Raw genomic sequence first — 25,702 nt, forward strand, 5'->3', positions numbered from 1 at the left:
GGTTGGTTGTGATGAAGTTTGATTTATTAAAAAATGGTTGTGACTCTTTTAAAATTGCACATGAATTAATTAATCAATACCGCATTGGAGAAGAAATTCATGACTATCACTTGAAGGATATTGTTATATATATGAATCACGGAATTGAAATATTGATGAAGTATATATTGAGCAATAAAGATGAAGTGCTGTTGTTCAACAATATTGATAGATACGCTAAAGCCCGAAAGGAAATGAAAGATAAGGGTCACACAAGCGTCTTTAAGGCAGACTCAAAACTTCACACAATAAACTTAAATTCTGCAATAGAAAGAATAGAGCACATCCTTGATATAAAGATTGAACAAGAGTTAAAAAAACATATAGATGAATTGATAATTGTCAGAAACGAACTGATGCATTATACAACAGAACTTACTACAAGGGAAGCATTAAATTTAGTTGATGATCTTGAAATTTGCTACGAGTTATCGTATGAATTTTTTGCAACAAACATTGGTAGAGACGTGTTTGAGTCATCGCTTGAATTTGCTCGGAGAAAAAGCTCAAGGTTTAATGACTACTTAGTTTATAGGCAAGAAGAGAGCGATAAAGCCGCAGATGCGGCAATTGATAGCTATGAAGCTGACAGGCACGAACAATATTAAATTGCATTAATTTACCAACTATCCGATAATGTACATAACATATTATGGGGGTTGGGATGGAATGAAAAAATACTTATTAATGTTTGCAGCACTATTATTAATTACGGCTTGTGGAAACAAAGTCGCAACACTGGAAAAAGAAGGTAGTGCAGAAGAGCAACCGGAAGAAGAAAAGGAAGTTGAGGAAAATGAGTCAGATGAAGTTGAAGTGGAGGAAACGGATGACACTGTAGCGATCCATGCAAATATAGGCGAGGAGTTTGCTATAGATTCTAACCAGGTCGTTAAACAAATAGATGAGGCAGTTGCAGCAGATGATAAAAACCTTATAAATTATAAAATGATAGATGATTACCAAGAAAAATATATTGATAACATAATGAGCTTCACAGAAGAAGAAGAAAATCTATTTGTTCAAACAATGGTAATGATTGAAGTTATCGATGAATACTTCACTATTGAGAGCGAGAAGCGAGACTTTGAAATAGACATTAATAACTTCTATTACATTGTTGAAAATGGAGAGTAATATTTAAGACACTTACTTAATTGTAGGTGTCTTTTTTATATACAAAAAATTAAAAGGAGATGGGAACATGGCAGACAATAAGTCTTGCGAAGTAATGGGGATAAGCCCAGCTTTAAAGGTGCAGAAGAAAAAAAGGGTGTACAACCGAAGCCTAAAAGTATTGGAACGCTAACAGTGGACATTGATTGTTCAGATGCATTAAAAGGACTAAAAGCAGTTCAACGCGAAGCAAGGAAAGCAACTGCTGCACTGAAAGAGTTAGAAGTTAAACAAAACAATATGGGGCTTCCTATTAGAATGGAGGGTTCATCATGATTAAATATAAACCAATAGAAATAAACTTATTCAAAATGTTTATAGAATCACTCTGGCTTTCCTTAATGATAATCTGTATACCAGGGAACATATTCTTATTGGTGATGACAGATTCAATAGGTAGAACTATACTGCATTCCTTATTGCTTATGTACTTTACATCCGTATTAACAATTAAAGCATTTGCTTGGAAGATTAAAAATGAAAAGCGGGGTAGTTAGTCTATGAATAACAAAGTCTACTGTAACGATGGATGCCAAAAAGATTTCTATATCACTGAATTAAAAACAGAAGGTATTGAAAAGTTACCTGGCAATGTAGAACGACATTATATCGAATGTCCTAATTGTGGCCAACAATATACTTCATATTATTTAAATGACGATATGAAAAAGATTCAACAGGAAATAAGTGCGCTTAGAAAAAAGCTACCCGATTTGAAAGTAAAACAAAAGAATAAATTAAATAAGTTATCACGAAGGCTACAGTTCATGAACAACAAGTTAAAGACAGAGATTGAACAAGGTGAAATTAATGCAGGTAAATCGTAATGAAACGCCTAAACAAAAACCATTAAAACCTTGTAGAGAAATAGGCTGTAGAAATCTTACTAGAAAAACCTACTGTAAAATCCATGAAAAAAATAAAGGTGAAACAATGAGGAACTATAACAAGTATGGAAGAGATCCTGTCGTTGATTCATTCTATAAGTCCAGAGCATGGCAACGGGTAAGAAGGCTAGCATATGAGAGGGACAATGGTCTATGTCAACGTTGTAAGTCTAACGGTCACTTAGTCAAGGCGGATGTCGTGCATCACATTGTAGAGGTTAAGACTGATTGGGATCAACGATTAGAGTTAGACAATTTGGAATCTCTTTGTCACTCTTGTCACAACAAGGAACATAAATAGTACCCCCGGGGTAGAAAAATTTTAAATTTATTTTCCGTAGAGCGTCTGCCCCATAAACGCACACAAAAATCCGTTTATTAAAAGTTTTGAAAGGAGGTGTAATTGATGAGTAGACGAGGAAGACCTAAACAACCACTTTCGGTTATTCAAGGTAAAGGGAAATCAAATCATTTAACAAAAGAAGAAATTAAAAAACGTGAAGAACATGAAGTGTCAATGCGCGGGGATGTCGATAATATCATTGCCCCAAGTTATTTAACCATAAAGCAAAAAGAAGAATTTGACCTTCTAGCAGTTGAACTTGTGAAGTTAGATATATTTTCAAATTTAGATGTAGACAACCTTGCGAGATACATTGATTCACGAGACCAGTATATTAAAATAACACGTTCTTTGCGTGCGATGAAAACTACTGAAAAAGTGTTAGTAGAGACTGGTAAACTTGATGAACATGGAAAAGAAATTTTAAAGGAAGTCACTATTGCAAACAAGTCATATGGAGATTTACAAAGAGTTAGAAACACCTTGTTTACTGAATGTAGAAGTGCAGCGGGTGATTTAGGTTTATCAATTACATCTCGTTTGTCGTTGGTTATTCCTAAGAAAGATGACAACAAACCTAAAACAGAAGCGGAACGCCGTTTTGGTGGTAGGCTATGACGTTGTTGGAAAGAGTTTTTGATTATTGCGAAGACATACTAAGTGGAAATATTAAGGCTGGAAAAAAACATATATGGTCAGTTAAACGTTTTTTACGAGATTATGAGGATTGTCAGAATGATGACAGTTCTTTTTATTTTGACGAAAACGAACTTGAAGATTTTTATTGGTTCGCTCATGAATTTAGACACGTAGAAGGAATCATTGCTGGACAACAAGTAGAATTAGTTGATTTTCAGTTATTTTTAGCAGTTAACATTTTTTGTTTTAAGAAAAAAAGCAATGGCGCCAGGAAAATAAGAAAGGTTTATATACAACTGGGGAGAAAAAACGCTAAATCTCAATTTCTTGCTATTGTGTCAGCTTATATTACCTTTTTTGGAGATGAGAAACATCGAGCGTTTATTGCTGGTTGGACACGTGACCAATCATCAGAAGTATATGAAGCTGTAAGAACAGGAATTCAATCAAGTGAATTACTAGAGGATAAGTGGAAAGAAGCTTATGGAAAAATAGAAATTTTAAGGAATAGATCTGTTATTATCCCGCTATCGAAAGAAGCTAGAAAAACAGGTGATGGGAAAAACCCTTCTGTTGGTATTGTGGATGAATATCACGCACATGAAACTAGTGAGATATATGACGTACTTTCATCTGGTATGGTGGCACGTAAAGAACCTTTAATGTTCGTCATTACGACCGCGGGGTTCAATCTATCATTACCGTGTTACAAGGAATATGAATATGTAAGTAAATTACTTGATCCAGATATGCCACAAGAGAACGATGAATATTTTGCTATTATATGTGAATTAGATAAAGACGATGAAGGGAACCTTATCGATGATATTAAAGATGAATCAAATTGGATAAAGGCTAATCCTATCGTTGCCACTTATGAAGAAGGTATAGAAGCAATTCGTTCAGAATTAAAAGTCGCTCTTGAACAACCAGAAAAAATGCGTACATTTTTAACAAAAAATATGGATGTATGGATAGACTCAAAACCTAATGGATATATGAAAATGGGGAAGTGGAAAACAGCTATTATTACTCCAAGAGATGTTATTCCGCACCCTGTTTACTTAGGACTTGATTTATCGAGTACAACAGATTTAACAAGCATAGGGAAGGTATTCCAACTTCCAGAAAGAAAATTCATTGTACAACAGCATTCTTTTATGCCAGAAGAAAAATTAATCGAAAGAATGAACACGGATAATGTCCGTTTTGACTTATGGGAAGACCAAGGGTATTTGACAACAACGCCAGGAAGTGTTGTAGATTACAGCTATGTAGAGCAACATATTATAGACATGCGTGACGAGGGCTATAATATCGTTGAAATAGATTATGATAAATGGAACGCAACTCATTTAGTGCAGATTTTAGAAAACTATGGTTTTACTATGGTAGAAATTCCGCAATATTTAAGATATTTATCATTTGCGACAAAGGAATTTAGAAGTGGAGTTTATAGAAAGAATATAACGCATTTTGATGACCCTTTATTACATTGGGCTTTAAGTAACGCAGTAACAAAGATGGATGCTCAAGAGAACATAATGCTTGATAAAGAAAAATCTACGGAAAGAATAGATCCAGCTGCAGCGATTATAAATGCTTTAAGTAGAGCGATACATGGAGAAACTACACAAGATTTAAGCGGTCATTTCTTAAATAATTGGGGATTGTAGGAGGGTAAAGATGAAAATATTGCACATTAAAGTTAACGGTATTGTTAGTGATGATATTAAAAGCAAAATAAAAGAAAATGTAAAGGAAAACTTATCAGAGGGTTTGCTTATAACCGATGAAACATTAACTGTTGAAGTGTTAGAAGTTGATGATATAGGGGCGGAAATAATCAATATAGATAGTCATGTTATAGTGGAAAAAATTAACAAACAGGTAACCAAGCAACAAAAATCACATGAAGCTATTGAAAGGAACTTTCAATAATGGCTCAAACATTAAAACAATTCATATTATCTTTTTTTACGACATTCTTCACCAAATGGTTGGAGGATTTTTTTATTTTTACAGGATTAGGTTTGATTATCGTGAATACGTACTTAATCAGTGTGGTAAATTTGAACGTTTTGGCAGGTAACTACTTAACTGGATTTGTTTTAATTGTTATAGGTGTCTTCCTTGCCAAGCGATAGAAAGGGGGATGGTTAAGTGTGTTATTCAAAAGTGTATTAAAAAGTAGGAACGAATCAGATACAACTGATTTAAAGAATCCTGCCCCGTGGTTTATTAATATGTTTGGAAATCGATCATCAAGCGGTGAAAAGGTAACAGTCGATTCAGCGTTAGGCATACCAACTGTTTATAGGTGTGTGAATATTAAAGCTAATGCGGTCGCTATGCTACCGTTTCAGACGTTTAAACGAACAAATAAAGGTAGAGAGCGCGAACGGTCACATGCGGTAGCAAAATTACTAGAAAATAGACCGAATCCCTATCAAGGTCCATTTAAATTTAAACATTTAATTGAAACGCATCGTAATACTTGGGGAAATGCTTATGTAAATGTCGATTGGGGAGCAGATGGCAGACCAAAAGCTTTATGGTTACTTAATCCATCTGTTACTGAACCAATTATTGATGTTAACACTAATTTTCTATGGTATGTCACTACATTACCGAATGGAAAACAGGTCAAGATAGCTTATCATGACATAATTCATTTAACAGCATTAACTGCTGATGGAATTAAAGGTAAACCACCTATACAGGTAGCACGTGAAGCTATCGGAAGTTCGCAAGCAGCGCAAAAGTTTAAAGGTAAATTTTATAAGCATGGTGCATCGAATAGTGGATTCTTAAAGATTCCCGGAATGTTAAATTCAGAAGCTAAAGACGTGATTAGGGATGAATGGGAAAAAGCTAACACAGGTATAGATAACGCTCAACGAGTAGCGATATTAGATGCAGGATTAGAATTTCAAAGCGTGAGCATGCCATTACGTGATGCGCAATTTGTCGAGTCTATGAAGTTTGACAAGAATGAAATAGCTACAATGTTTGACGTTCCACCGCATATGGTAGGTGACTTAGAAAGGGCAACTCATTCAAACATCGAACAAGAGAATCTATCTTTCTTACAAAACACTATCAATCCTATTTTAGTTCAGTATCAAGAAGAATTTAGACATGGTTTGTTTACTGAAAGGGAGTCAGCAAGATACTATTTAAATTTTAACTTGGATATGATTTTACGTGCTGACACCAAAACACGAGGTGAGTTTTACAAAATTATGCTCGGTGAAGGCGTGTACTCTATAAACGAGGTTAGGGAATTTGAAGAAAAGAATGCTATAGAAGGTGGTGACGTGCATCGTGTCGATTTGAATCACGTTTCTTTAGAAATAGCAGATGAATATCAACTTGCTAAAGCGGGAGCAACGAAAGGGGGTAATGATGATGGATAAAGACACATTCGACTTATTGAGAGTAAAAACCTTTTTAGAACGTGACCCTAATGCAGATGTAATTATTATTGCGAATGGAAGAGAACTAGCTGATTCTTATTGGAAAAGAATCAAGGAACATCTAGGGATTGAAAAGCGACCATACATTATCACAAATGGGAATACGTGGGATGGTTACCCATTCGCAGATTCATTAGTCTTAAAAATTGGTAGGTGGTGGGAAAATAGAAATGCTAGAGAAGTCATGTTGCATACAAAGTTAGCTAAATTAACTCTTCCGATTACTTATATACCACCATTTGAAAGGGGGTGAGGATGATTAAAAATAAACTACACTATCCAATTGTAAACAGTGTCACTCCTATTAATAAGAATAAAAGTAATCTTATTACAGTAAAGAACCTCACCGACACATCGGCAGAACTTTACATCTATGGACAAATTGTCGATAACACAGATTGGAAGTGGGACGAATCAGATGTGATGCCGGATGATGTAAAAGAAGCACTTGAAAAGGTAGAGGGACTAGACGAATTAAACATTTACATTAACAGTCCCGGCGGTTCAGTATTTAGTGGATTAGCTATATACAATATGTTAAAGCGCAACAAAGCCAAGAAAATTGTTCATATCGATGGAGTTGCTGCATCTATGGCATCTATTATCGCTCTTGTTGGGGATGAAGTTTACATGCCATCCAATGCCTTTATGATGATTCATAAACCATTAGCCGGGTTATGGGGTAATGCCGATGAATTGCGTAAGGTTGCCAATGATCTGGACACGATAAATATTGGAATGACAAATATTTATAAGGAAAACTTACGTGAAGGAATTGATATTGATACTCTAACGAATAGGATTACTGAAGAGGTTGACGTTTGGTTAGATGCAGATCAAGCATCAGAATACTTTAATATAAATCTGACTGGAAAAACACAAATTGCAGCAAGTGCAGTTCATATGTTAGAGCAATATAAAAATGTGCCTAAGTCACTGTTGGAAGTCGAGTCGAATAATGAACCAAAGTCAGAACCGAAACCACAGCCGCAAAGCAAAACGGATGACGAGTTAGAAAAAATAAAAATACAAAACGAATTAGACCTGTTAAGTTTATAGGTCTATTTTTTATGGAGGTAATTAAATAATGAAAAATTTACGACAAGCATTAATGAACTTGAAACGAAATACTTTAGGTGTATTTGCCGATGCAGGAATGACAGATCGTGAAAGACAATTACGTCAAGATGTTTCTGATTTAAAAGATGCTGCACAAGCTTTAATGGATGAAGGAAAGCAAAAGGAAGCACGCGCGAAACTTGATGAAGCAAAGGCAAAGAAATCGGAACTTGATAACTTTATAGCATTACAAAAAGATTTTCAAGGGATTACTTTACCAGACGTAAATAACAATGGCGCACAGATGCAACCAGAACCAAAGAAGGACGAAGCGAAAGAATATAAAGGGTTGTTTTTCAAAGCTATTCGTGGAAAAGCAATGACTGATGAAGAATTAGACATCATGGACCAATATAAAGCTCGCTTATCTTCTAAAGAAGGTGAAGATGGCGGTTATATAATTCCTGAAGACATTCAGACTAAGATTAATAAATTGCGCCAATCTAGAGACGATTTAAGGCAATATGTAACTGTTGTTCCTGTATCTACTAATAAAGGTGCTAGAACGCTAGAAAAACGCTCTGAGCATACACCATTTGCACCGCTAAGTGAATACGGTGACCCAAATGCAATGAAAGAAATCGAATCACCGCAATTTGACCGTTTGTCGTATGCTATTGAAGATTATGCTGGATTCTTGCCAGTACCTAATAATGTTCTAGATGATGCCGACCAGGCACTAGAAGAATATTTGATTGATTGGATTGGCAAGAAAGGTAAAGCTACTGACAACCATTTGATTCTACAAGTGGTTAACGGATTTGTTAAAAAGAAGTTAGATGATTACAAAGGTATTAAGACAATTATAAACGTTGAATTAGACCCTGCATTCTTGGACGATACAAGAATTTACACTAACCAAGATGGATTTAACTACCTTGACCAATTAGAAGATGGCAATGGACGTCCACTTTTACAGCCAGACCCAACACGCCCAACTGGTAAATTACTTCACGGATATCAAGTTGTTGTTCTTTCTAATAAGACAATCAAAACCGAAGCTAACCTCGCTCCAGTAATTATCGGTGCGTTAGAAGAGGCAGTCGTACTTTGGGATAGAAAACAACTTTCTATCGACATGACTAAAGAAGGTGGACAGGCTTGGAGAACAAATACTACTGAATTCCGAGCAATTCAACGCGAGGATGTAACAAAGTGGGATGAAGAAGCAGTTGTCTATGCTCAACTTGATATTACTAAACCTGCACCAGAAGAAATTCCAGAAGGATAAAAGGAGTGGAGTGACTTGAAAGTTAAAGTAATTAAACGTTTCCGCGATAAGCATACAAAACAAGTCTATAATATCGATTCTGTTTATGAAGGAAGTCAATCACGTATTAAAGAACTTCAAAAATTAAAATTTGTCGGTGAAGAGATCAAAGAACAACCCTCTCTACTTGATGGCAATGTGCAGCAAACTAAAAACGCGATTACATCCGAACTAGGGCCTTATGAATTGAATCAATTGCTTCATGAGGAGAAACAGGACAAAAAACGTAAGGGTGTAATTGAACATATCGAATCACTGTTGGAGAGCGAGTAATATCGCTCTCTTCTTAATTGAGGTGATGTTATGACTAAAGAAGAATTAGAAAAATTAAAACGGTATTTACGTATTGATTACCTTGACGATGAAGAAGAGAACGACTTAAAGAATTTTTATCAACGTGCAAAAATAAGCATTAAAAATAAAGTTGGCCATATCGATTTTTCAAATGCCGATGCAAAAGAACAATTTGAGCAAGCGTGTGCATTATTAGTCGAACATTGGTATGACAACAGGCAAGCATTTAGGATTGGTAATGCATCCTATGAGATACCACATTCATTAGATAGTATTTTAAGGGAATTGCGTTACTGCTATGTGGGTGATTCAAATGAAACCAATTAATCCAGGTGATTTTGATCAGCGTTTGCTTTTTACCCAGCCACTAGAAAAAAATGAAAATGGATTTCCTGTACCTGGTACTGATATTTATTCAAAGGCATGGGGTGCACTTAAAACATTAAAAGGAAAAACATTTTATGAAGCTGCACAAACTAACCGTGAACATAATAGGGAATTTACTGTTCGTTATCAAAAAATACTCATGGATGGAATCAGGCCAAAACATGTAAAAATTAAATGGCGTGGCATTGAACATAAGATTGAATCAATCGAAAATGACGATGGACAAAACATTACAATGACCGTTTTTTGCAAGGCGGTGGAATAATGGAATTTGAATTTATTGGAATAGATGATTTGATTGATAAATTAGAACGAACAGGCCATCAAGTTGAACAGGGCAAGGATGAGGCCGTACTTGAAGGTGCAAAGGTTATGCAAAAAGCCACAAAAGAACGAGTGCCTAAACTAACAAGAAACCTAGAAATGCATGTTGAAATATCAGATGTCAAAGATGGAGAAGCAGAGGTTTATGTAGAACAACAAGGTAAAGCTTATTATGGATATTTCCATGAAGTAGGAACTTCTAAAATGCGCGCCCGTCCATTTATGGGACCAGCTTTTAATGCTAGTAAGATGAAAATTGAACGAGCAATAGCTGATAAGATACGTCAAAGGTTGATGGTATGAACAAGAGAATATTTGATGCACTAAAATCAGTCGATATTGATGTTGCATTTGAGGATTACGAAGGAAGCGATGATACTTACATTCGCTTTTTCTTTTTGCCACCTGTCCCATTTGATACTGATGATAATGAGCAATATGTTACTCATTATGTTCAATTAGACTTGTTCACGAAATGGGACTACATCCAGTTAACAAAAGAAATTAAACAAGCTATGAAACAAGCAGGATTTAAAAGAAATTTTGAAGATCAAAGGTACGAAACTGACACTAAATTTTTTCACAAGATTTTAAGATTTTACATTATTGAGGAGGAATAATGAATGGCAACTATTGGATTAAGAGATATTTACTTTTTCCCTATTTTGACAGACACAGAAGAAGAAACAACCTATGATACTGGAATAAGAATCGGAAAGGCCATGCAAGCCAATGTACAACCTAGTTTTAATAGCGCTGAACTAAGGGCAGAAGATGGGGTTGCGGCAACAGCGGATGCACGAGGTGTCACAACAGTTACAGTCCAAACCGACGACTTGTCCAAAAAATCACAATCCGTTATGTTCGGTAAGAAAATTAATAGCGATGGGGTTTTAGTTGATAGCGAAGATGACAGACCACCATATGGAGCATTGGCTTTTCGTTCAGAAAAAGCTAATGGCGCTTATCGATATGTTGTTCTTTATAAAGGGAAATTCACACTACCAGAATCGAATTACGAAACAAAACAAGAAACACCTGCATTTCAAACTCCAACAACGACAGGACGTTTTATTCGTAGAGAATCTGATCGACTATATGGAAATGATGCCGATGATGATGATTCAGAAATTGACAAGTCTATTTTTGATAATTGGTTTGATACACCTTACGAAGAAACGCCGGAAGCTTAGGAGGTAAAACATGCATTTAACATTATTAATTGATGGAGAAGACAAAACATTTACCCCAGGACATGTATCTGCAAAGTTTTTATTGAAAATGATGGAGTATGATCAAGAAATTGATTATAACGATATGTCAGTGGAAAATATTAAGAAACTTGCAGGATTTGTTAGTGATGTCTTTGGTAAGCAGTTTACGATAGACGAGTTCCTAGAGGGAATTAAATCTTATGAATTGATTAGTACATTCGGAAAAGTTTTTATTTTTGTAAGAACTGGGCAAGAGCCAAAAAAAGAAGTTGACGAGGGAAACGAAAAGGGGAAGTGACGCCAGAAGAAAGGCGTGCTTCCCTTATTGAATATGCAAAAACAATGGAAAACGAAGTAATGAAACCTTTATATAAAACACTATTAAAAAGTGGATGGACACTCGGACAAATAGACGAGATGGACATCCATTTTTATTTGTCTTTATATAGCGAAGAGCAAACTTACATCGATCAAATCAAATTATTCTAAGGAGGGAGTATATGGCTAATGTAGGTGATCTAAAAACAAAAATATCTCTTGATTCTGCACAATTTCAACAATCGATGGCTAGTGTAAATAGAGAATTAAGAGGATTAAAGCATGAGCAAAAAGCCGTTACTTCTTCTGGAACTGGATTTGCTCGTGGTGTTACAGAATTAAGATCTAAAGCAGATGTATTAAATAGGACACTTAAAGTTCAACGCGAACAGGTCGCTGAATTAAGACGCCGCTATGAAGAGAGTCGTAAGGCAACCGGTGATAATTCTAAAGAAACACAACAGGCTAATATAGCTTACCAAAAAGCTAAAGCTGAAATGAATAAAACAGAAAATGCTCTAAAAGGTATTACTGCTGAAATTCAAAGACAGACCAATCCGTGGAATAAATTAAGTAAAAGTTTAGATGAAACAGGTAGAAAAATGCAAGATATTGGTCGAGGGATGACTTCATTTGGTCGTTCTTGGTCTATGCGTGTAACTGCTCCCATTCTAGGTTTAGGTGGTGCTGCAGTAAAAGTTGGCATGGACTTCCAAGAAGGTATGTCAAAGGTCCAGGCGATTTCTGGGGCAACTGGTGAGGACTTTGAAAAACTTAAATCACAAGCACGTGACTTAGGTGCGACTACTCGTTTTAGTGCAACAGAAGCAGCAAGCGGAATGGAATTTTTAGCTATGGCTGGATTTGAGACTAATGAAATACTAGATAGTATGCCGGGTCTGTTAGATTTAGCTGCAGCATCTGGTATGGACTTAGGACGTTCTGCCGACATCGCGTCCAACATTTTAAGTGCGTTTAAATATGAGGCGAGCGAATCTGGTAGGGTTGCTGATGTTTTAGCTGCAGGAGCTGCAAGCGCCAATACTAATGTTGAACAATTAGGTGGAGCTGCCAAGTATGCAGCACCTGTTTTCTCAACTTTAGGATTAGAAATTGAAGGTCTAGCTGCATCTGTTGGATTTATGTCAGATGCAGGGATTCAAGGGGAACAAGCTGGACGTCAATTGCGACAAGGATTATTAAGGCTTGCAAACCCTACTGGTGAAGCAGCAGACCTTATTAAAGATTTAGGAATTAAAGTATTCGATGCTGATGGAAATATGAAAGAAATGCACCAGGTTGTTGGAGAACTTGAAAAAGGTTTAGGCGATATGGATTCCAAAACTAGAGCTGCATCCCTTGCTATTTTATTTGGTTCAGAGTCGACTGCTGGATGGTCTACGCTACTCGATCGTGGTTCAAAGGAACTTGAAAAATACACCAAGGAACTAGAGAATTCGGAAGGCGCAGCTGCAAAAATGGCAGAAATTATGGAAGATAACGCTAGAGGTGCTTTACGTGAATTTAGATCGGCTGCAGAAGAAGCGGGTATTGCATTTTCTGAACATATTATTCCAGCACTAACAGATGGGATTAAGTGGGGTACTGAATTAGTTCGTAAGTTTGGAGAATTAGATGACAGTACTCAAAAGAACATAATAAAAATGGCTGCATTTGCTGCAGCAGTTGGTCCTGTTGTATTAGTAATGGGTAATCTTGTTACTGGTGTGGGTGGACTATTACGTGTAGGTGGTAAAGTAGCAGGAATGTTAGGGAAAGCTGGTGGAGCAGGACTACTTGGTCGTATTGGCTTAATGGGGAGTGCTGCAGGTCCTGTTGGTTTAGCTACGGTTGCTATTGGTGGGCTGGCTACTGGCTTTTATTTACTGCATAAGGAATCTAAAAAGAATAAAGAAATCAGTACCGAACTAGCTGAATCTTATAGATCGCAGGCTGATGAACTCCAAGCACTAGTTGATGAATACAATGAATTAAATATGAAAAGTAGGTTAACTACAGAAGAATTCGGACGATTGATGGACATTCAATCCGAACTAAACAGGACCCAGAACCCAGCCTTAGTTGCGGAATTAAAAGATGAATATAAGGAATTAGCAGAAAAGTCCGGAATGACTAAAGAAGAAATAGAAAGACTAATTGAAGCTAATAATGGGATCATTGAACAATCTCCACAAGTTGAGAAATCTTACACTAAACAGGGTAATGCGCTTGTAAAATCCACAGATGCAGTACAGAAATATATTGATAATTTAAATGAAATGGCCATGATTGAGTTAAAAGCCGAGCGTGCGAAAGCATTAGAACGTGAAGCAGAGATAATGAAAGAACAAACGAAATTACGAGAAGAATTAGCTATTATTGACAATGAATTAAAATTCTTAACTGATGCACAGTTAATGAGTGAAGAGCAGAGGGTTTCCAGACTCCAAGAAATTGAAAAGGAATTACAAAATCAAAAACTTACCCATAATGAAATTTCAACATTAGAAGAAGAAAGAGTGGCATTAAATCAAGCGCAACTTGGCGAAGTTAGAGATATGATAGATGGGTTACAAAAACAACGTGATGAAATTGTCAAAAAGATCGACTTGAACAAAGAAGACTTGGAAAAATTACAACTGATTGAAGCGCAAATGGCTGATCTAATTTTATCAGAAGTTGACCTAAACTTTGAAAAAGGAGAGGGTCTAAAAAAATTGGATGAGACCATCGAAAGTTTAAAGGAACAGCGATCCGAAATTTTATCCAACATGACAGAAGAAGAAAAACGTCTAGGTCTATATGACGATACATTAGAACATTTAAATAAATCAATAAGTAAACATGAAGATGTAAGGGATAGAATTAAAGAAGAAGTTGGCTACCAATCAGAAGCTAATAAGAAAAAAGAACAAGGAAATGATCTTCTTGGTAAGAGTAACCGTTTTTTGATTGACGGTAAATATAACCTCAAAAACATCGGAAAAGAACAAGATAACACAAATAAAAAGATTGGCGCAGGTAGAAAAGAAGCGCAGAAGATGAATAAGGAACTCGACAAAGATATAAATAAAACTATAAATTTAAAACCGTCACCTTCTATAGCTAGTTTAGATGGAGCATTAACCAAGCCGTTAAACAGAACAATAAAACTTAACACAGCTGTTGGAGGCGGTGCTGGCCTAGGATATAAAGACGGTACTCCTCCCGGGGGGCATCCGGGGGGGTTATTTATGGCTGGAGAAGAAGGCTATGAATTAGGTCGTTTAGGTAATCGTTGGGAGATGCTTAATTTTGGCATGTACGACAGACCAGCAGGATATGAGGTCTTTACCCATAACGAATCAAAACGGATTTTAAGAGCATTAAATAATATGCCTGGATATGCTCAAGGTACAAATATGGGTGCTGAAACGAATAGAATTGTTAACCGATTAAACCAGCCTAAACAATCAAATGACAGTCAGCCACTTGTAATCGAGCTTCATGTTACAAGTGAAATAGATGGACGAGTTGCAGGACAGGCAATAGAACGCTATGTTACAGAAATACAAGATCGGAATAAGGGGGTTAGGGAGAATTTTGCGTAAATCAATGACATTTAATGGACAAAAAAAGCCTTGGCTTCACTTATTGGAAGGTAGGCAGAAGTCACCCTTTGCTCCAATAAGAAATAATTTAATTAGAGTTAATGGAAAAGCTGGTGCTTATGTTAGCGGCAAAGAAACAGATGTTTTATATATTACACAGCCGATTGGATTTGTTGTTGACAATGATGAACATGCACTCCAATTAAAGGATGAATTAGCAGCATGGCTTGTCACCAATGAAGCTGTACCTTTAGAATTTGATGATGAACCAGGTCGAACATATTACGCTGAAATTGAAGGTACCATTGAAGATTTTAGTAAATTTGTGGATCAACGTAGAGGGGTAATTACATTTCTTTGCGCTGATCCGTATTCATATGGACCTGAAAAAACATTAACCTTCCCAGCCGATATTGTAACTATTGAAAATCAAGGTACAGCTAAAGCAGATCCAATATTTGAATTAGAAGCTACGAAAAAAACTACATTTGCGATGGTGTCAAATCAAGACGATGAATATAACCTAGTTGGACAACCAGTTGATGAGGATGGACACGAACAAATTATTGATAAACGTGTTAGTGTATTATACGAAAACGGAAGTATGATCGATACGTGGTTACCAACATCTGATATGACAGATGATTATTTTATTGATGTTAGTGGTAGTATGATGACCGATGATGCAGGGATTAGAACCCAATCTTACGGAACTGGTAATCGGATGCATGGACCAGCTGTTATGAAAGAACTACCAAAAACCCTACAAGATTTTGAAATTGAAACAACGTTTGATATTATTTCAAGACGTCCAGAAGAAAACTTCCGAATGGAAATTTACTTTCATGATGAAAATATGAATATGTTGGGTAAATTAGGAATCAAAGATGATAATAGAAGTTATTTACGTAGACGTGGTTTAGGACGTGTTGGTCCATATCGTGGTAGTGGTTCTAAGAATGGTTATGCAATTGGTAAACATAACTACTCCTACGATGATTCAAGAGAAACGACACTAATGTATCTACGCGTTAAACGAGAAGGGAAAAGGTACACTTTCTATATTGCAGAATGGTACAACAGAAAACACAGACGCAATATTACAGCTACTTATAATGATGTAAATAACCTGTATCAAGGGAAATTGAAATATATAACGCTATTCATCGGTAAATACCAAGACAGACCAAATCCTGCTAGATTAAGAATTAATAGCGTAGAAGTGTTTGAGTTAGCAAGAATTGTCGAAGATCAGACACCTTACATTTTATATCCTGGTGATGTTATAGAATTTGATCATGCTGAAAAAGACATACGACTAAATGGAGAATCAAGGAAGGATCTAAAAAACTTTGGTGCTTCTTTTTTTACGCTCAAAAAAGGTGAAAATATGTTGATTGTGACACCGGAGGATAGTTTTAATACGAAGGTCACGTTTAGAAACAGGTATTTGTGAGGGGGTGGGAGAGTTGATGAGAAAAAAAGAGGTCACAGAAGTGACCAAAAAGTTGAGAGTTTTTATAGACGGGAAGCTTCTAGCTGTTCAACTATTTCCTCAAGTCGATCTACAATCTCAAACTTGTCAGAAATAGTATCATAGTATCTTTTAGTGAATTCTTTTATGAATAGTCGTTTGTATTGTTCGCTAATAACTTCAGCGACATTTTCCGGATCAATTTTTGACTGAACACCACCTTTAGTTAAAACGTCTGCTGATTCTTTGATCAAATCATTAATTACTTCCATGTGTGATAACTTTATTATGTCATCTAAGTTAATTTTGTTTTCTAATTTCATTCTATTCACCTCCCTTATCGTCATCATTCGACATAAGGGGTCAAAAGTCCTGCAAGAAAGGAGGATACTATGTCACAGATTCATATTTTAGACTGGCAAACAGACGAAATACTAGATTATATCATTAGCGATGATATTATAACCGATAGTCATAAACGATCGCTTGAAGATAATATTGAAACATTTGAATTCATTGCCTTTGCAGATCGTTCATACTCTCAACATTTAGAAAAGAGAAACAGAGTTATTATTTCAGATGAAGATGGTTCTTATCGTGAATTTGTCATGTTTGAAGTACCGAAATATCGTGATACGGAAGGTTTAAAAGTACAGGTGTTTTCCCATGCTTCATATCTTGAATTAAAGAAATTAAATGTCATATATCCGAATACATTTAAAGGCACAATCTCACAACATGCAGGTAGAGCCTTAAATAAAACAGGTTGGCAAGTCGGCACCGTAGAAGGCACTGGTGATATAACGATAAATATAAATGAACATATAAGTCCGTATGAAAATTTACGTGAAATCGTTAAAGAGTTTGATGTTGAATTACATTTCCGTATTGAAACAGACGGTAGAAAAGTAACAGGTCGCTATGTTGACTTTTTAGAACGTATCGGAGAATGGCAAGGTAGAGAGTCCAAGTTCAGCAAGGATTTAGTTGGAATTAGACGTGTGGAAAAGCAAGATGTTGTAACAGCCCTTTTAGGATTAGGTCCCGAAAAAGATGACGGTTCACGAATTGAGGTACTGGTTGAAGACTTTGATGCACTTGAAAGATGGGGTTGGTATGATGACCATGGTAATCTTAATCATTTAATTGAAGCATATGAAATTCAATCAGAACGTAGCGAAATGACTGTAACAGAAGCAAGACGTTATACACGTACTGCATTAAATAAACGTATAAATACGCAAGTAACATATGAATGTGAAATAGTTGATTTAGAACAAGTACCGGGATTAGACCACGAAAAAATTAGATTTGGTGACACGATTAAAATAAAGGATACATCGTTTAATCCACCACTTTATGTAGAAGCACGAGTATTCGAACAAGAAAGATCAATTAAATCAAATGAGAAGAAAAGCATTGTATTAGGTGACTTTATCGAATACACAGAGGAACAGGTTCATGCCATTTGGGAGCAGCTAAAAAAGCAAATACAAAATAGAGTTAGCTATTACGAAATGGTTGAACATACCTACGATAGATTAACCATTGATAATAAAGACGAGAAAGTATTCGAGGATGGCAAAACATTTGCTGAAGCAACAGGAATTACTGCTGAAAAAAATGCTAAAGAATATGCTGTAGAACAAGATGCATTAATTAAAGTTGACGTTGAATCTTATGCGGAAAAAGTGTCCGAACAAAAAGCTAACAGTGCATTAGATCAAGCGAAGTTGTATGCTGTAGCAAAAGAAGTTTATGAAAATAAAATGCAATCTATTGCTAACGATATTTCGGAAAGAGCGCCTATTGAGTATGTGGATGGGCAACTTGTTCATGCGATTGATAATCTGCAAATTGGTGGAAGGAATTATATAAGAAATGGCGATTTTAGTCAAGGTTCTGACAACTGGCTCTTATCTATTACTGACATTTATAGTAATAGAGTTGTTAGTGGAGATGGGTATATTGGAAGTAATTATGTTGAAAGCACAGGGTATGTTATTTTAAGACAAGATATAGTTTTAAAAGAAGGCACTTATACAGCTAGCTTATATTATCAGATTTTATCAAATGAAGATAATAGACCTTTGCTCCAAATTCGTATTATGGATGCAGACAACAATACACTTGCTTCCTCGGATCGAAAAGCAGAAGTTACTAGTGGATGGGAAAGGCTTCAAGTAACTTTTACAGTTACAAATGAGACACGCCAAATACAGATTAGGTCTAGTGGAAATAGCCCAGATTTTAGAGGGGATGAGAAAACACTTACTGATGCGGTTCAAATAGAAAAAGGCAACAAAGCCACCGATTGGAGTCCTGCACCAGAGGACATGTTCTCGGAAATTGAAAAGAAAGCAGATGGCTCTACTGTTTATACAATAGAACAAATAGACAATCGTTTAAATAACTATGTAGGAATAACCAAATATACAACAGATCAAAATGGTATTATAAATTATTTAGATGATTATGGCACCCGTATCGGTCAAAATGAGGAAGCTATTGGTCTTAAAGCTGATGATAAGAAAGTAGACCTAATAAATAATTCATTAACTGAGAAAGTCGGTGAGATTGAGACTACCGCAGAAGGTGTTGTTACTAGCGTTAGTAAAGTTAGGGCTGATTTAGATGGGCTTGAGTATGAGAATAGGAATTTGTTTGAAGGTGGGGAATTATCTAAGTATACAGGGACTGGTAATCGTGCCGAACACATGTATTACGCCAATATCAATCATGCTTTAGAAAAAGTTAATATCGGTGACACAATTACAATAAGTTTTGACATAAAAATGGTTAAAGGGGATAGAATTCAAGTTTATTGTTCGAATAGGCGGGGCGAGCTTTATTTTAACCCTTTGAAAACCTTTACTAACATTGGTACAGAAAAAACTAGATTAAGTTTTCAGACCGTTGTAACAAGAAATACAGGAACAGTTCATCCTAATGGTACGGATATAGAATTCTATAGCATATATGATACATCAGATTGGTTTACCGTTAGTAATCTTAAAATAGAAAAAGGCAACAAAGCCACCGATTGGAGTCCTGCACCCGAAGACGTTGGCGGTGCAATATCCAGTGCATTAGGCGAAATAAAGACACTAGCTGGTAAAGTAGAACTTAAAGCTAGTCAAGATGATCTAGATTCGGTCGAAGGACGTGTCAAATCGGCAGAGGGTAAATTAGATGTTCTACCAGGAGAAATCAATGCTAAAGTATCAAAGAATGGCGCATTTGGTGAACTTAATTTGTCACCGGATAGAGCATTATTAGATTTTGACAGAGTAAATATAACAGGAAAGCTTGAAGCCAAGCACATTAAATCACTTGCCGGATTAAATATTAATGATCAATTTGTAGTTAATGCACAAGGGAAAGTTACGATTGGTAATAACCGCGTAACGATCGATGATAGAAGTATATCGATCACTCGTCCAGACCTCGCGGTTTGGATGACTGACGGAATGACTCGTAACGATTATGCAATAAGTAGTTATGATCCGCACTTTATGGAAATGGGGCGAATGTCAACAGGGGGACATCGATTTGAAGCTTTCTATCCAGACAATGGATTTTACCAACAAGAATATGGAAGTTTGGATGGTAGAGGAACTCCTTCTGTTTTAACAGAAGATATTAGAGATTCTACCAGGCATTATACAGTTAGATTCCAAAGATACGAGTTCGTTCATAGTGCAAGGTATTTAAGAATCACTTACCAAATTGCTGTAAATAGTAAAGTAGGTAAGCATAGGTTACATTTACGTGAAGAAACATCCGCACCCTCAGGATATACAAGTATGTTTTATGATGAAATCTATGAACTTGGCGATAGGGGTGTAAAAGATATAATAATAGACATGGGTAAACCAAGCTATGAAGTCAGAACGATTGATCTTAGAATCGGATGGAATTTATCGTGGAATAATGCAACACAAATTGCTCGATTTAGAATACCGCGTGTTGTTCAAACTGACTTTTTATAAGAAGGTGATTAAATTGATAGAAACGTATTCGAGAAATGCACCAGGACGAATTAAAGTCTTTTTTGTTTTAGATGAAAATGATAATGTTACCAGTATAAAAACTGGAAATAGAGTTGTTAGCACAGACCAAGGCTTTCAGTTTTTTGTTGATAATTATGTAGCAGATCAAATCGACAAATGTGAATTATATTTAGATGGTTTCACTCCAAAATTAAGAGTTAAAGAGGGTGAAACTATTTTTGTGCCTGAACTGTCTGAGAGGGAAAGAGAAATTGAAAGATTAAAATATGAGTTGGAGGTATTGCAAAATGAAGAGGAAGTGATAAACGCTGAATAGGCGTTATTTTTACGACTCAGTCAATCATGTAACAAAATCTTTACCATTTTATTAAGTATTGGTATGCTTAGTAAAAAAAGGTGGTGTCTGAATTGAGTATTTATAATCATATGCAAAACCCTAGCGCGAACAAAGCTACATGCGGTAAGTGTAAAAAGCCTTTTACATGGTCAATTCACGGTGATCATTACCCTGGGAATAAAATGACAGAGTATATCGAATGTCCATATTGTGGAGAACAAAACGGCAGTATGAGGACAAGTGGATCTATATATAGTTCTAAGGTAGGTAACTAGGATTACGATATGCAACAAGTGTTGATTCAAATGTGTATTTTTTATGGTTAAATTTCCCTTCTTGTCGTATGATGGGGACAAGGAGGGAAATATGGTGGTTGACTTGATTGAATTTCTAAAAGACTCATTTACTGATGCGGAATCGAATTTGATAATTAAAAAGGACAATGAAATGTTACAAGAGGCTTTATATGTTCCTGTTGAATCTACAATATTAATAAATGAAATACTGATGAAAGAGAGCGCAAATGAAAATCATATTGATATAAAAGAGTATGCATCAATAATATATTTACATGAAGTAGGTCATGTTCTGGATCCTGATTTGAATGATATTGACACACAAATGACAAAGGCGCTAAAAAATATTTACGATAATGGTTTTAATGAAAGGTTGTTTAACAAGTATGCGTTTAATAGTTATAGTGCAGAAGAAAATGCATGGGAAATCGCAAGGAATTTAATAAACGATGATTTTTTAGAAAATTTCTTAAAAATTAAAAAAGAGTCTCTAAATCTTCATAAGAACATATTGAAAAGTGAAAAAGAACTTTTGAAGCTTGATAATAGAACATCTTTGATATTTCAATAAGAGTAATCTTTTTCAACACTCACATCTGTGGGTGTTTTTTTATGCCAAAAATTAAAATTGAAGGGTGAGATAAATGGATATGGTTGCATTGTTAGAAGGTTTGACACAGGTAGAAGGAATACGATTAATAATCGCATTACTAGCAATTATTATCGTAGCAAGTACGACTGATTTTAGTTTTGGATGGGTAAATGCTAGGTTTAATAGCAATGTTAAATTTGAGAGTGGCATTGCTCTTTACGGAATCATTAAAAAGATGATGTATTTTATCGTATTGGTACTCTTTATGATTGTCGCATTTTTACTTGTACCAGAAAAGATTGCGATACCAGCTGTAGTTACACTTTTTATTGGATATTTAGTCAGTGAAATAAATTCGATTTTATCACATCTAGAATTGACGGAAGATGGTAAAAAAGGTGAATTATTTAGGACGTTTATTTCAAGAATCTTAAATGGAGATAAGAGTAGCGAATAAATCGTTACTCTTTTTAAAATTTAGAAAGGGGATATTGAAATGTCTGTTGAAAATTTAGTAAATAAGGCGTTAAATCGTATTGGAAACGTGCATCCAGTAATTAAAAAAGGTGCTGAAGAAATTATCAGACGTGCTTATAAAGAAGGTATTTATGTTTTGTTTAGCGATGGCTACCGATCACATGCTGAACAAAATAAACTGTATGCAAAAGGGCGTACTGCACCAGGCAAAATTGTTACAAATGCTCGGGGCGGTCAATCTATGCATAACTTTGGATTAGCATTAGATTTCTTTTTGACCAATAAAGCGGGAAAAACCGCTAGTTGGACTGTGAATGCAAACTGGCGGAGAGTGGTGGAAATTGCAAAGTCTCTTGGATTTGAGTGGGGTGGAGATTGGAAAAGTTTTAAAGACTATCCGCATATCCAAATGACAGGTGGACTTTCTTTAGCGCAATTGCGAGCAGGAGTGAAACCTAATATCTCACTGAAAACACAAACTTACACGCCACCTAAAACGCAAACTGGTTCTGCTACAGTGACTAAACTTAAAACGAATACCAAAAAGGAGACTTACCCATTACCAAGTGGTATTTTAAGGAACGGATCTCGAGGGAATAACGTTAAACAATTACAACGCGCCCTTAATGCTGTTTACTTCAAGTGCGGTGCTGTTGATGGAATACTAGGACCTAAAACAGTGGATGCAATTAGACGATTCCAGATGGTTTACTTACCGTATGAAGTTGATGGGGTATATGGTCCGAATACACATAAGAAGTTACAAGCAGTGCTTAAATCGAAAGGATATTAAGTAAAAAATAATTTTGGGAATAATTTATGTTGTTTTTGACAAATAAATAGAGGGCTTAATTGCCCTCTTTTGTTTGCTGAAATAAGTTACATTATGGTGTGTTTATCCCTAACTAGGTTAATAACGACATTATTAAGATACCTCGATAGTTGGATTGAATGTAGTTACGGCATCTTCAAATCTTTGTCTATTTCTTTTTCTAATAAAATCAGCATTAAAAGTAAAGAAGATTTGACCTGATTCACCTAATACGTAAGCATATTTGTTCGTTTTAAGTTCACTTTTTCCATCACTGTCTTTAACCCATTCTTTAACAGCCCTTACTTCAATTCGGGAGACCTCATTTAATGAAACTTCATCTTGTTTTTTAATAATAAATCCATGTTTATAATATAACATTCCGTCTTCAACTATTACTTTTTCAACCTGACCACCAATGGCGAAAGCCACAGGTATGATATAAAATACTAACACCCAAATAGGTACAGACCCATCTATAGAATATATACCCCTAAATGCTATCGACATAATAACAAAGATTGCAACAGGTAGGATAATAACCACAAAAAAGTTTTTCTTGAATACTTCTTGATGCATAAAAAACACCTCTTTTATCTTGTTTAATTAGATAAAATATAACAAATGAAGGTTAAGTTTAGGTTAACAGCTTCAATATATTTCCTCTTGACAGCAGGAACAACCGTTCTTATAATTGAGTCAAGGAGGGGAACGAATGTGCGTAACGAATTAATAAAGTATGTAAAATTAAATAGAACGTTGCAGATCATGTACATGGACGATAAGAGTAAAGTAACTAAGAGGACTATACGAGTTCTTAAAATCAATAGCGCTACCTTTACAGCATATTGCTATTTACGTGGAGCAAGACGTACTTTTAAAATTAATAATTTGTTAGCCATTGTCCCTATAAAAGAAAGGGCGGTAGTATGAAAGTTAACGATAGAGGTACGATGAAATGGACATCGATCATGTTGCCTGAACACATCGAAGCATTAAACAAAATGTGGGAGGAACAAGATCATAAAGAAATGCCTGAAATCGATGAACAGCAGATAGCAGAAAATAATCTGTTGCTGCAGGATGCGTTAGAAAATGATTTACAGATAAGGATTAAGTATTTTGCAGATCACGACCATAAAATTATTGTTGGGTATTTGCTTCATATCGATATCTTAAATAAAAGATTATTTCTAAATGATATTGAAATAAATTTAGAACATATAATAGAAGTAACTTTATTATGACCCGTTGAAGGGTTATTTTTTATGAAGAAAAAAAGACGCTTATTTGCGTCACTCCTATTAAATATTATGCATCTGTCCACGCTCATTTTGTTTGCCCCAAATTTAGCCCCAATTAGCCCCTCAAAAACAACTTTAGATAGAAACGTATGTTTTTATGAATTTCATTGAAACCCTTATATATCAAAGCTTTATATAAACTAAATACATACGTTTGATGACCATAATTATTATACATTATAATATCAATACTAGTAAATTAAACTCTTTACGTATTGGTATATCAATGATCGTAGGAATTACTCCATTTTCCAGCCTAACTTAGGTCCAAATCGGTTATTTTTAACAACTTATTCCGAAATTTTTTTAAGTCGATTGCTAAAAGCTGTCACAGTTTTGTCACCATTTACTTTTTCAACTGAATGAGCATAGACGCGATAAATCATTTCCAAGGAGCCTCCCAATCGATCCGCTATGTCCGTAGGTGGAATAAGTTCATCCATTAATATTGTAGCATAGTGTAACGTAATCCATCTGGAGCTAACCCGAAGCTCTTATCATCTACTTTTTGATAAATACCTGTAAAACTATGATTCATACACATTGACTCCATATCAATTGCCTATACTTCTAACGGTACGTAAATCCTTGGTACCATTCTTTTAAAAAAATAATAATCTTTTCATCAATTGTTGTTTGCTGTAATTTCATTTTATCCATCTCGTTTTTTACGTGGACAGATGCTTATACAGGATGATGAATAGTACTTTTTCCTTTACTGGAAACAATTCATTTAAAGTTATTATAAACAAGCGATCTTTCAGCTACAAGATTTGAGTGGTTTTGTATTCTATTTTTAATTATTTGTAATCTTATTGCACATATTCTTACATTTAACAGCAAGAGCGTGCGCTAGATAATAACTAGAAAGGTCATATGGTTTAATCATGTAGGGGAGGGTAACATTATCATAAAAAAACCGTTTCCCACTCAAGCGTTGACGTAAAGGTTTATTCGTTTTTGGTTCTTCACCGATATAGGAAAATAAGGTAACATCATTCTTGAAAATTTTGTTCTCGTTGTTTTGCTGAACTTAAAATGGCTCCTAAAAAAGAAATTAAGCAGTAGCAAGTTTACCATCTCATAGAAAATTTTTGTTTAAAAAGTTTTATCTAAAAGATGGTTGGATTGTATGTTTTGGCAGAGCAAGATCCTGTTTCAGGAACTTATATAGAAAAAAACGACAATTATTCATTTGAGGGATATTGCTTTTTCTTTTTAGAAAAGATGGCGTTTAAATGATCAAAAAATGAGGGAGGGGATAAAGGATATGAAATGTCACATAATACTTTGACATTAACTTTAAAGTGGTTTTAAAA

General features: G+C 35.3%; 31 protein-coding genes. 29 read left to right on the forward strand and 2 right to left on the reverse strand.

The genetic code is table 11. The annotated features are described in order from the left end of the window. The first annotated feature begins 11 nt into the window (after positions 1-11). From DFR56_RS06500 to DFR56_RS06615, 23 genes are all read left to right on the forward strand, one after another. A complete protein-coding gene (locus DFR56_RS06500) occupies positions 12-647 on the forward strand; it encodes a hypothetical protein (RefSeq protein WP_211320610.1) in 636 nt (211 codons plus the stop codon). Positions 648-708: 61 nt separating this feature from the next. Continuing rightward, positions 709-1,176, forward strand: a complete 468-nt coding sequence (locus tag DFR56_RS06505) for a hypothetical protein (RefSeq protein WP_110394626.1) — start codon at positions 709-711, stop codon at positions 1,174-1,176. A gap of 84 nt (positions 1,177-1,260) precedes the next feature. After that, positions 1,261-1,491 (forward strand): hypothetical protein, encoded by a 231-nt coding sequence (locus DFR56_RS06510; RefSeq protein WP_110394627.1) that lies wholly within the window; start codon positions 1,261-1,263, stop codon positions 1,489-1,491. Between the two features lie 224 nt (positions 1,492-1,715). Next, positions 1,716-2,042, forward strand: a complete 327-nt coding sequence (locus DFR56_RS06520; RefSeq protein ID WP_110394629.1) for a hypothetical protein — start codon at positions 1,716-1,718, stop codon at positions 2,040-2,042. A 106-nt stretch (positions 2,043-2,148) separates the two neighbouring features. Then, positions 2,149-2,403, forward strand: coding sequence for an HNH endonuclease (locus DFR56_RS06525; RefSeq protein WP_342353146.1), 255 nt, complete (start codon positions 2,149-2,151; stop codon positions 2,401-2,403). A gap of 105 nt (positions 2,404-2,508) precedes the next feature. Continuing rightward, positions 2,509-3,063: a phage terminase small subunit P27 family gene (locus DFR56_RS06530; protein ID WP_110394631.1), complete on the forward strand. Its 555-nt coding sequence runs from the start codon at positions 2,509-2,511 to the stop codon at positions 3,061-3,063. Continuing rightward, positions 3,060-4,760, forward strand: a complete 1,701-nt coding sequence (locus DFR56_RS06535; RefSeq protein WP_110394632.1) for a terminase large subunit — start codon at positions 3,060-3,062, stop codon at positions 4,758-4,760. The genes DFR56_RS06530 and DFR56_RS06535 overlap by 4 nt, the downstream gene beginning before the upstream one ends. Positions 4,761-4,770: 10 nt before the next feature. Beyond that, entirely contained in the window at positions 4,771-5,025 is a 255-nt protein-coding gene (locus DFR56_RS06540) for a hypothetical protein (RefSeq protein WP_110394633.1), read from the forward strand. Next, positions 5,025-5,231 carry a hypothetical protein gene (locus DFR56_RS06545; protein ID WP_110394634.1) on the forward strand — a complete coding sequence of 69 codons (207 nt, stop codon included), beginning with the start codon at positions 5,025-5,027 and terminating at the stop codon, positions 5,229-5,231. The genes DFR56_RS06540 and DFR56_RS06545 overlap by 1 nt, the downstream gene beginning before the upstream one ends. A gap of 18 nt (positions 5,232-5,249) precedes the next feature. Next, positions 5,250-6,503, forward strand: a complete 1,254-nt coding sequence (locus DFR56_RS06550) for a phage portal protein (protein ID WP_110394635.1) — start codon at positions 5,250-5,252, stop codon at positions 6,501-6,503. After that, positions 6,496-6,816, forward strand: a complete 321-nt coding sequence (locus DFR56_RS06555; RefSeq protein WP_110394636.1) for a hypothetical protein — start codon at positions 6,496-6,498, stop codon at positions 6,814-6,816. Before DFR56_RS06550 ends, DFR56_RS06555 begins: the two co-directional genes overlap by 8 nt. Positions 6,817-6,818: 2 nt before the next feature. Then, the gene (locus tag DFR56_RS06560; protein WP_110394637.1) at positions 6,819-7,622 is read left to right on the forward strand and encodes a head maturation protease, ClpP-related; all 804 of its coding nucleotides are present in this window, start codon (positions 6,819-6,821) and stop codon (positions 7,620-7,622) included. Between the two features lie 97 nt (positions 7,623-7,719). Further along, positions 7,720-8,913, forward strand: coding sequence for a phage major capsid protein (locus DFR56_RS06565; RefSeq protein ID WP_110394691.1), 1,194 nt, complete (start codon positions 7,720-7,722; stop codon positions 8,911-8,913). 15 nt (positions 8,914-8,928) lie between these two features. Next, entirely contained in the window at positions 8,929-9,225 is a 297-nt protein-coding gene (locus DFR56_RS06570; RefSeq protein WP_110394638.1) for a hypothetical protein, read from the forward strand. Positions 9,226-9,255: 30 nt separating this feature from the next. Further along, positions 9,256-9,573 (forward strand): head-tail connector protein, encoded by a 318-nt coding sequence (locus tag DFR56_RS06575; RefSeq protein ID WP_110394639.1) that lies wholly within the window; start codon positions 9,256-9,258, stop codon positions 9,571-9,573. Continuing rightward, complete coding sequence (locus tag DFR56_RS06580) at positions 9,560-9,898, forward strand: phage head closure protein (protein WP_244916438.1); 339 nt, start codon at positions 9,560-9,562, stop codon at positions 9,896-9,898. Before DFR56_RS06575 ends, DFR56_RS06580 begins: the two co-directional genes overlap by 14 nt. Further along, positions 9,898-10,260, forward strand: a complete 363-nt coding sequence (locus DFR56_RS06585) for an HK97-gp10 family putative phage morphogenesis protein (protein WP_110394640.1) — start codon at positions 9,898-9,900, stop codon at positions 10,258-10,260. The genes DFR56_RS06580 and DFR56_RS06585 overlap by 1 nt, the downstream gene beginning before the upstream one ends. Beyond that, positions 10,257-10,577, forward strand: coding sequence for a hypothetical protein (locus DFR56_RS06590; RefSeq protein WP_110394641.1), 321 nt, complete (start codon positions 10,257-10,259; stop codon positions 10,575-10,577). The genes DFR56_RS06585 and DFR56_RS06590 overlap by 4 nt, the downstream gene beginning before the upstream one ends. Positions 10,578-10,580: 3 nt before the next feature. Then, positions 10,581-11,150: a major tail protein gene (locus DFR56_RS06595; protein ID WP_110394642.1), complete on the forward strand. Its 570-nt coding sequence runs from the start codon at positions 10,581-10,583 to the stop codon at positions 11,148-11,150. Positions 11,151-11,160: 10 nt separating this feature from the next. Next, positions 11,161-11,469 (forward strand): phage tail assembly chaperone G, encoded by a 309-nt coding sequence (gene gpG / locus DFR56_RS06600; RefSeq protein WP_110394643.1) that lies wholly within the window; start codon positions 11,161-11,163, stop codon positions 11,467-11,469. After that, positions 11,466-11,660 (forward strand): hypothetical protein, encoded by a 195-nt coding sequence (locus DFR56_RS06605; RefSeq protein ID WP_110394644.1) that lies wholly within the window; start codon positions 11,466-11,468, stop codon positions 11,658-11,660. Before gpG ends, DFR56_RS06605 begins: the two co-directional genes overlap by 4 nt. An 11-nt stretch (positions 11,661-11,671) precedes the next feature. Further along, the gene (locus DFR56_RS06610; protein WP_110394645.1) at positions 11,672-15,079 is read left to right on the forward strand and encodes a phage tail tape measure protein; all 3,408 of its coding nucleotides are present in this window, start codon (positions 11,672-11,674) and stop codon (positions 15,077-15,079) included. After that, positions 15,072-16,535, forward strand: coding sequence for a distal tail protein Dit (locus DFR56_RS06615; RefSeq protein ID WP_158525520.1), 1,464 nt, complete (start codon positions 15,072-15,074; stop codon positions 16,533-16,535). The genes DFR56_RS06610 and DFR56_RS06615 overlap by 8 nt, the downstream gene beginning before the upstream one ends. Before the next feature lie 62 nt (positions 16,536-16,597). Here DFR56_RS06615 and DFR56_RS06620 read toward each other — a convergent pair whose 3' ends face one another. Beyond that, the gene (locus DFR56_RS06620) at positions 16,598-16,876 is read right to left on the reverse strand and encodes a hypothetical protein (RefSeq protein WP_110394647.1); all 279 of its coding nucleotides are present in this window, start codon (positions 16,874-16,876) and stop codon (positions 16,598-16,600) included. Between the two features lie 69 nt (positions 16,877-16,945). On the opposite strand from DFR56_RS06620, the gene DFR56_RS06625 reads away from it, so the two are divergent. The 5 genes from DFR56_RS06625 (at position 16,946) to DFR56_RS06650 (ending at position 23,061) form a co-directional block, all read left to right on the forward strand. Beyond that, entirely contained in the window at positions 16,946-20,545 is a 3,600-nt protein-coding gene (locus DFR56_RS06625; RefSeq protein WP_110394648.1) for a phage tail protein, read from the forward strand. 13 nt (positions 20,546-20,558) lie between these two features. After that, entirely contained in the window at positions 20,559-20,882 is a 324-nt protein-coding gene (locus DFR56_RS06630) for a hypothetical protein (RefSeq protein ID WP_110394649.1), read from the forward strand. 390 nt (positions 20,883-21,272) lie between these two features. Beyond that, on the forward strand, positions 21,273-21,770 hold the full coding sequence (locus DFR56_RS06640; RefSeq protein WP_146214257.1) for a hypothetical protein: 498 nt from the start codon (positions 21,273-21,275) through the stop codon (positions 21,768-21,770). Positions 21,771-21,843: 73 nt separating this feature from the next. Next, positions 21,844-22,248, forward strand: coding sequence for a phage holin family protein (locus DFR56_RS06645; protein WP_110394652.1), 405 nt, complete (start codon positions 21,844-21,846; stop codon positions 22,246-22,248). Between the two features lie 39 nt (positions 22,249-22,287). Beyond that, positions 22,288-23,061 (forward strand): M15 family metallopeptidase, encoded by a 774-nt coding sequence (locus DFR56_RS06650; protein WP_110394653.1) that lies wholly within the window; start codon positions 22,288-22,290, stop codon positions 23,059-23,061. Between the two features lie 132 nt (positions 23,062-23,193). On the opposite strand, the gene DFR56_RS06655 is transcribed toward DFR56_RS06650, so the two are convergent. Next, on the reverse strand, positions 23,194-23,658 hold the full coding sequence (locus tag DFR56_RS06655) for a hypothetical protein (protein ID WP_110394654.1): 465 nt from the start codon (positions 23,656-23,658) through the stop codon (positions 23,194-23,196). Between the two features lie 350 nt (positions 23,659-24,008). Between DFR56_RS06655 and DFR56_RS06665 the strand changes: the two genes are divergently transcribed. Beyond that, entirely contained in the window at positions 24,009-24,326 is a 318-nt protein-coding gene (locus tag DFR56_RS06665; RefSeq protein ID WP_110394656.1) for a YolD-like family protein, read from the forward strand. Positions 24,327-25,702 lie beyond the last annotated feature (1,376 nt).

The organism is Pseudogracilibacillus auburnensis, from assembly GCF_003201975.1.
In the GTDB taxonomy this organism is placed as follows: Bacteria; Bacillota; Bacilli; order Bacillales; family Amphibacillaceae; genus Pseudogracilibacillus; species Pseudogracilibacillus auburnensis.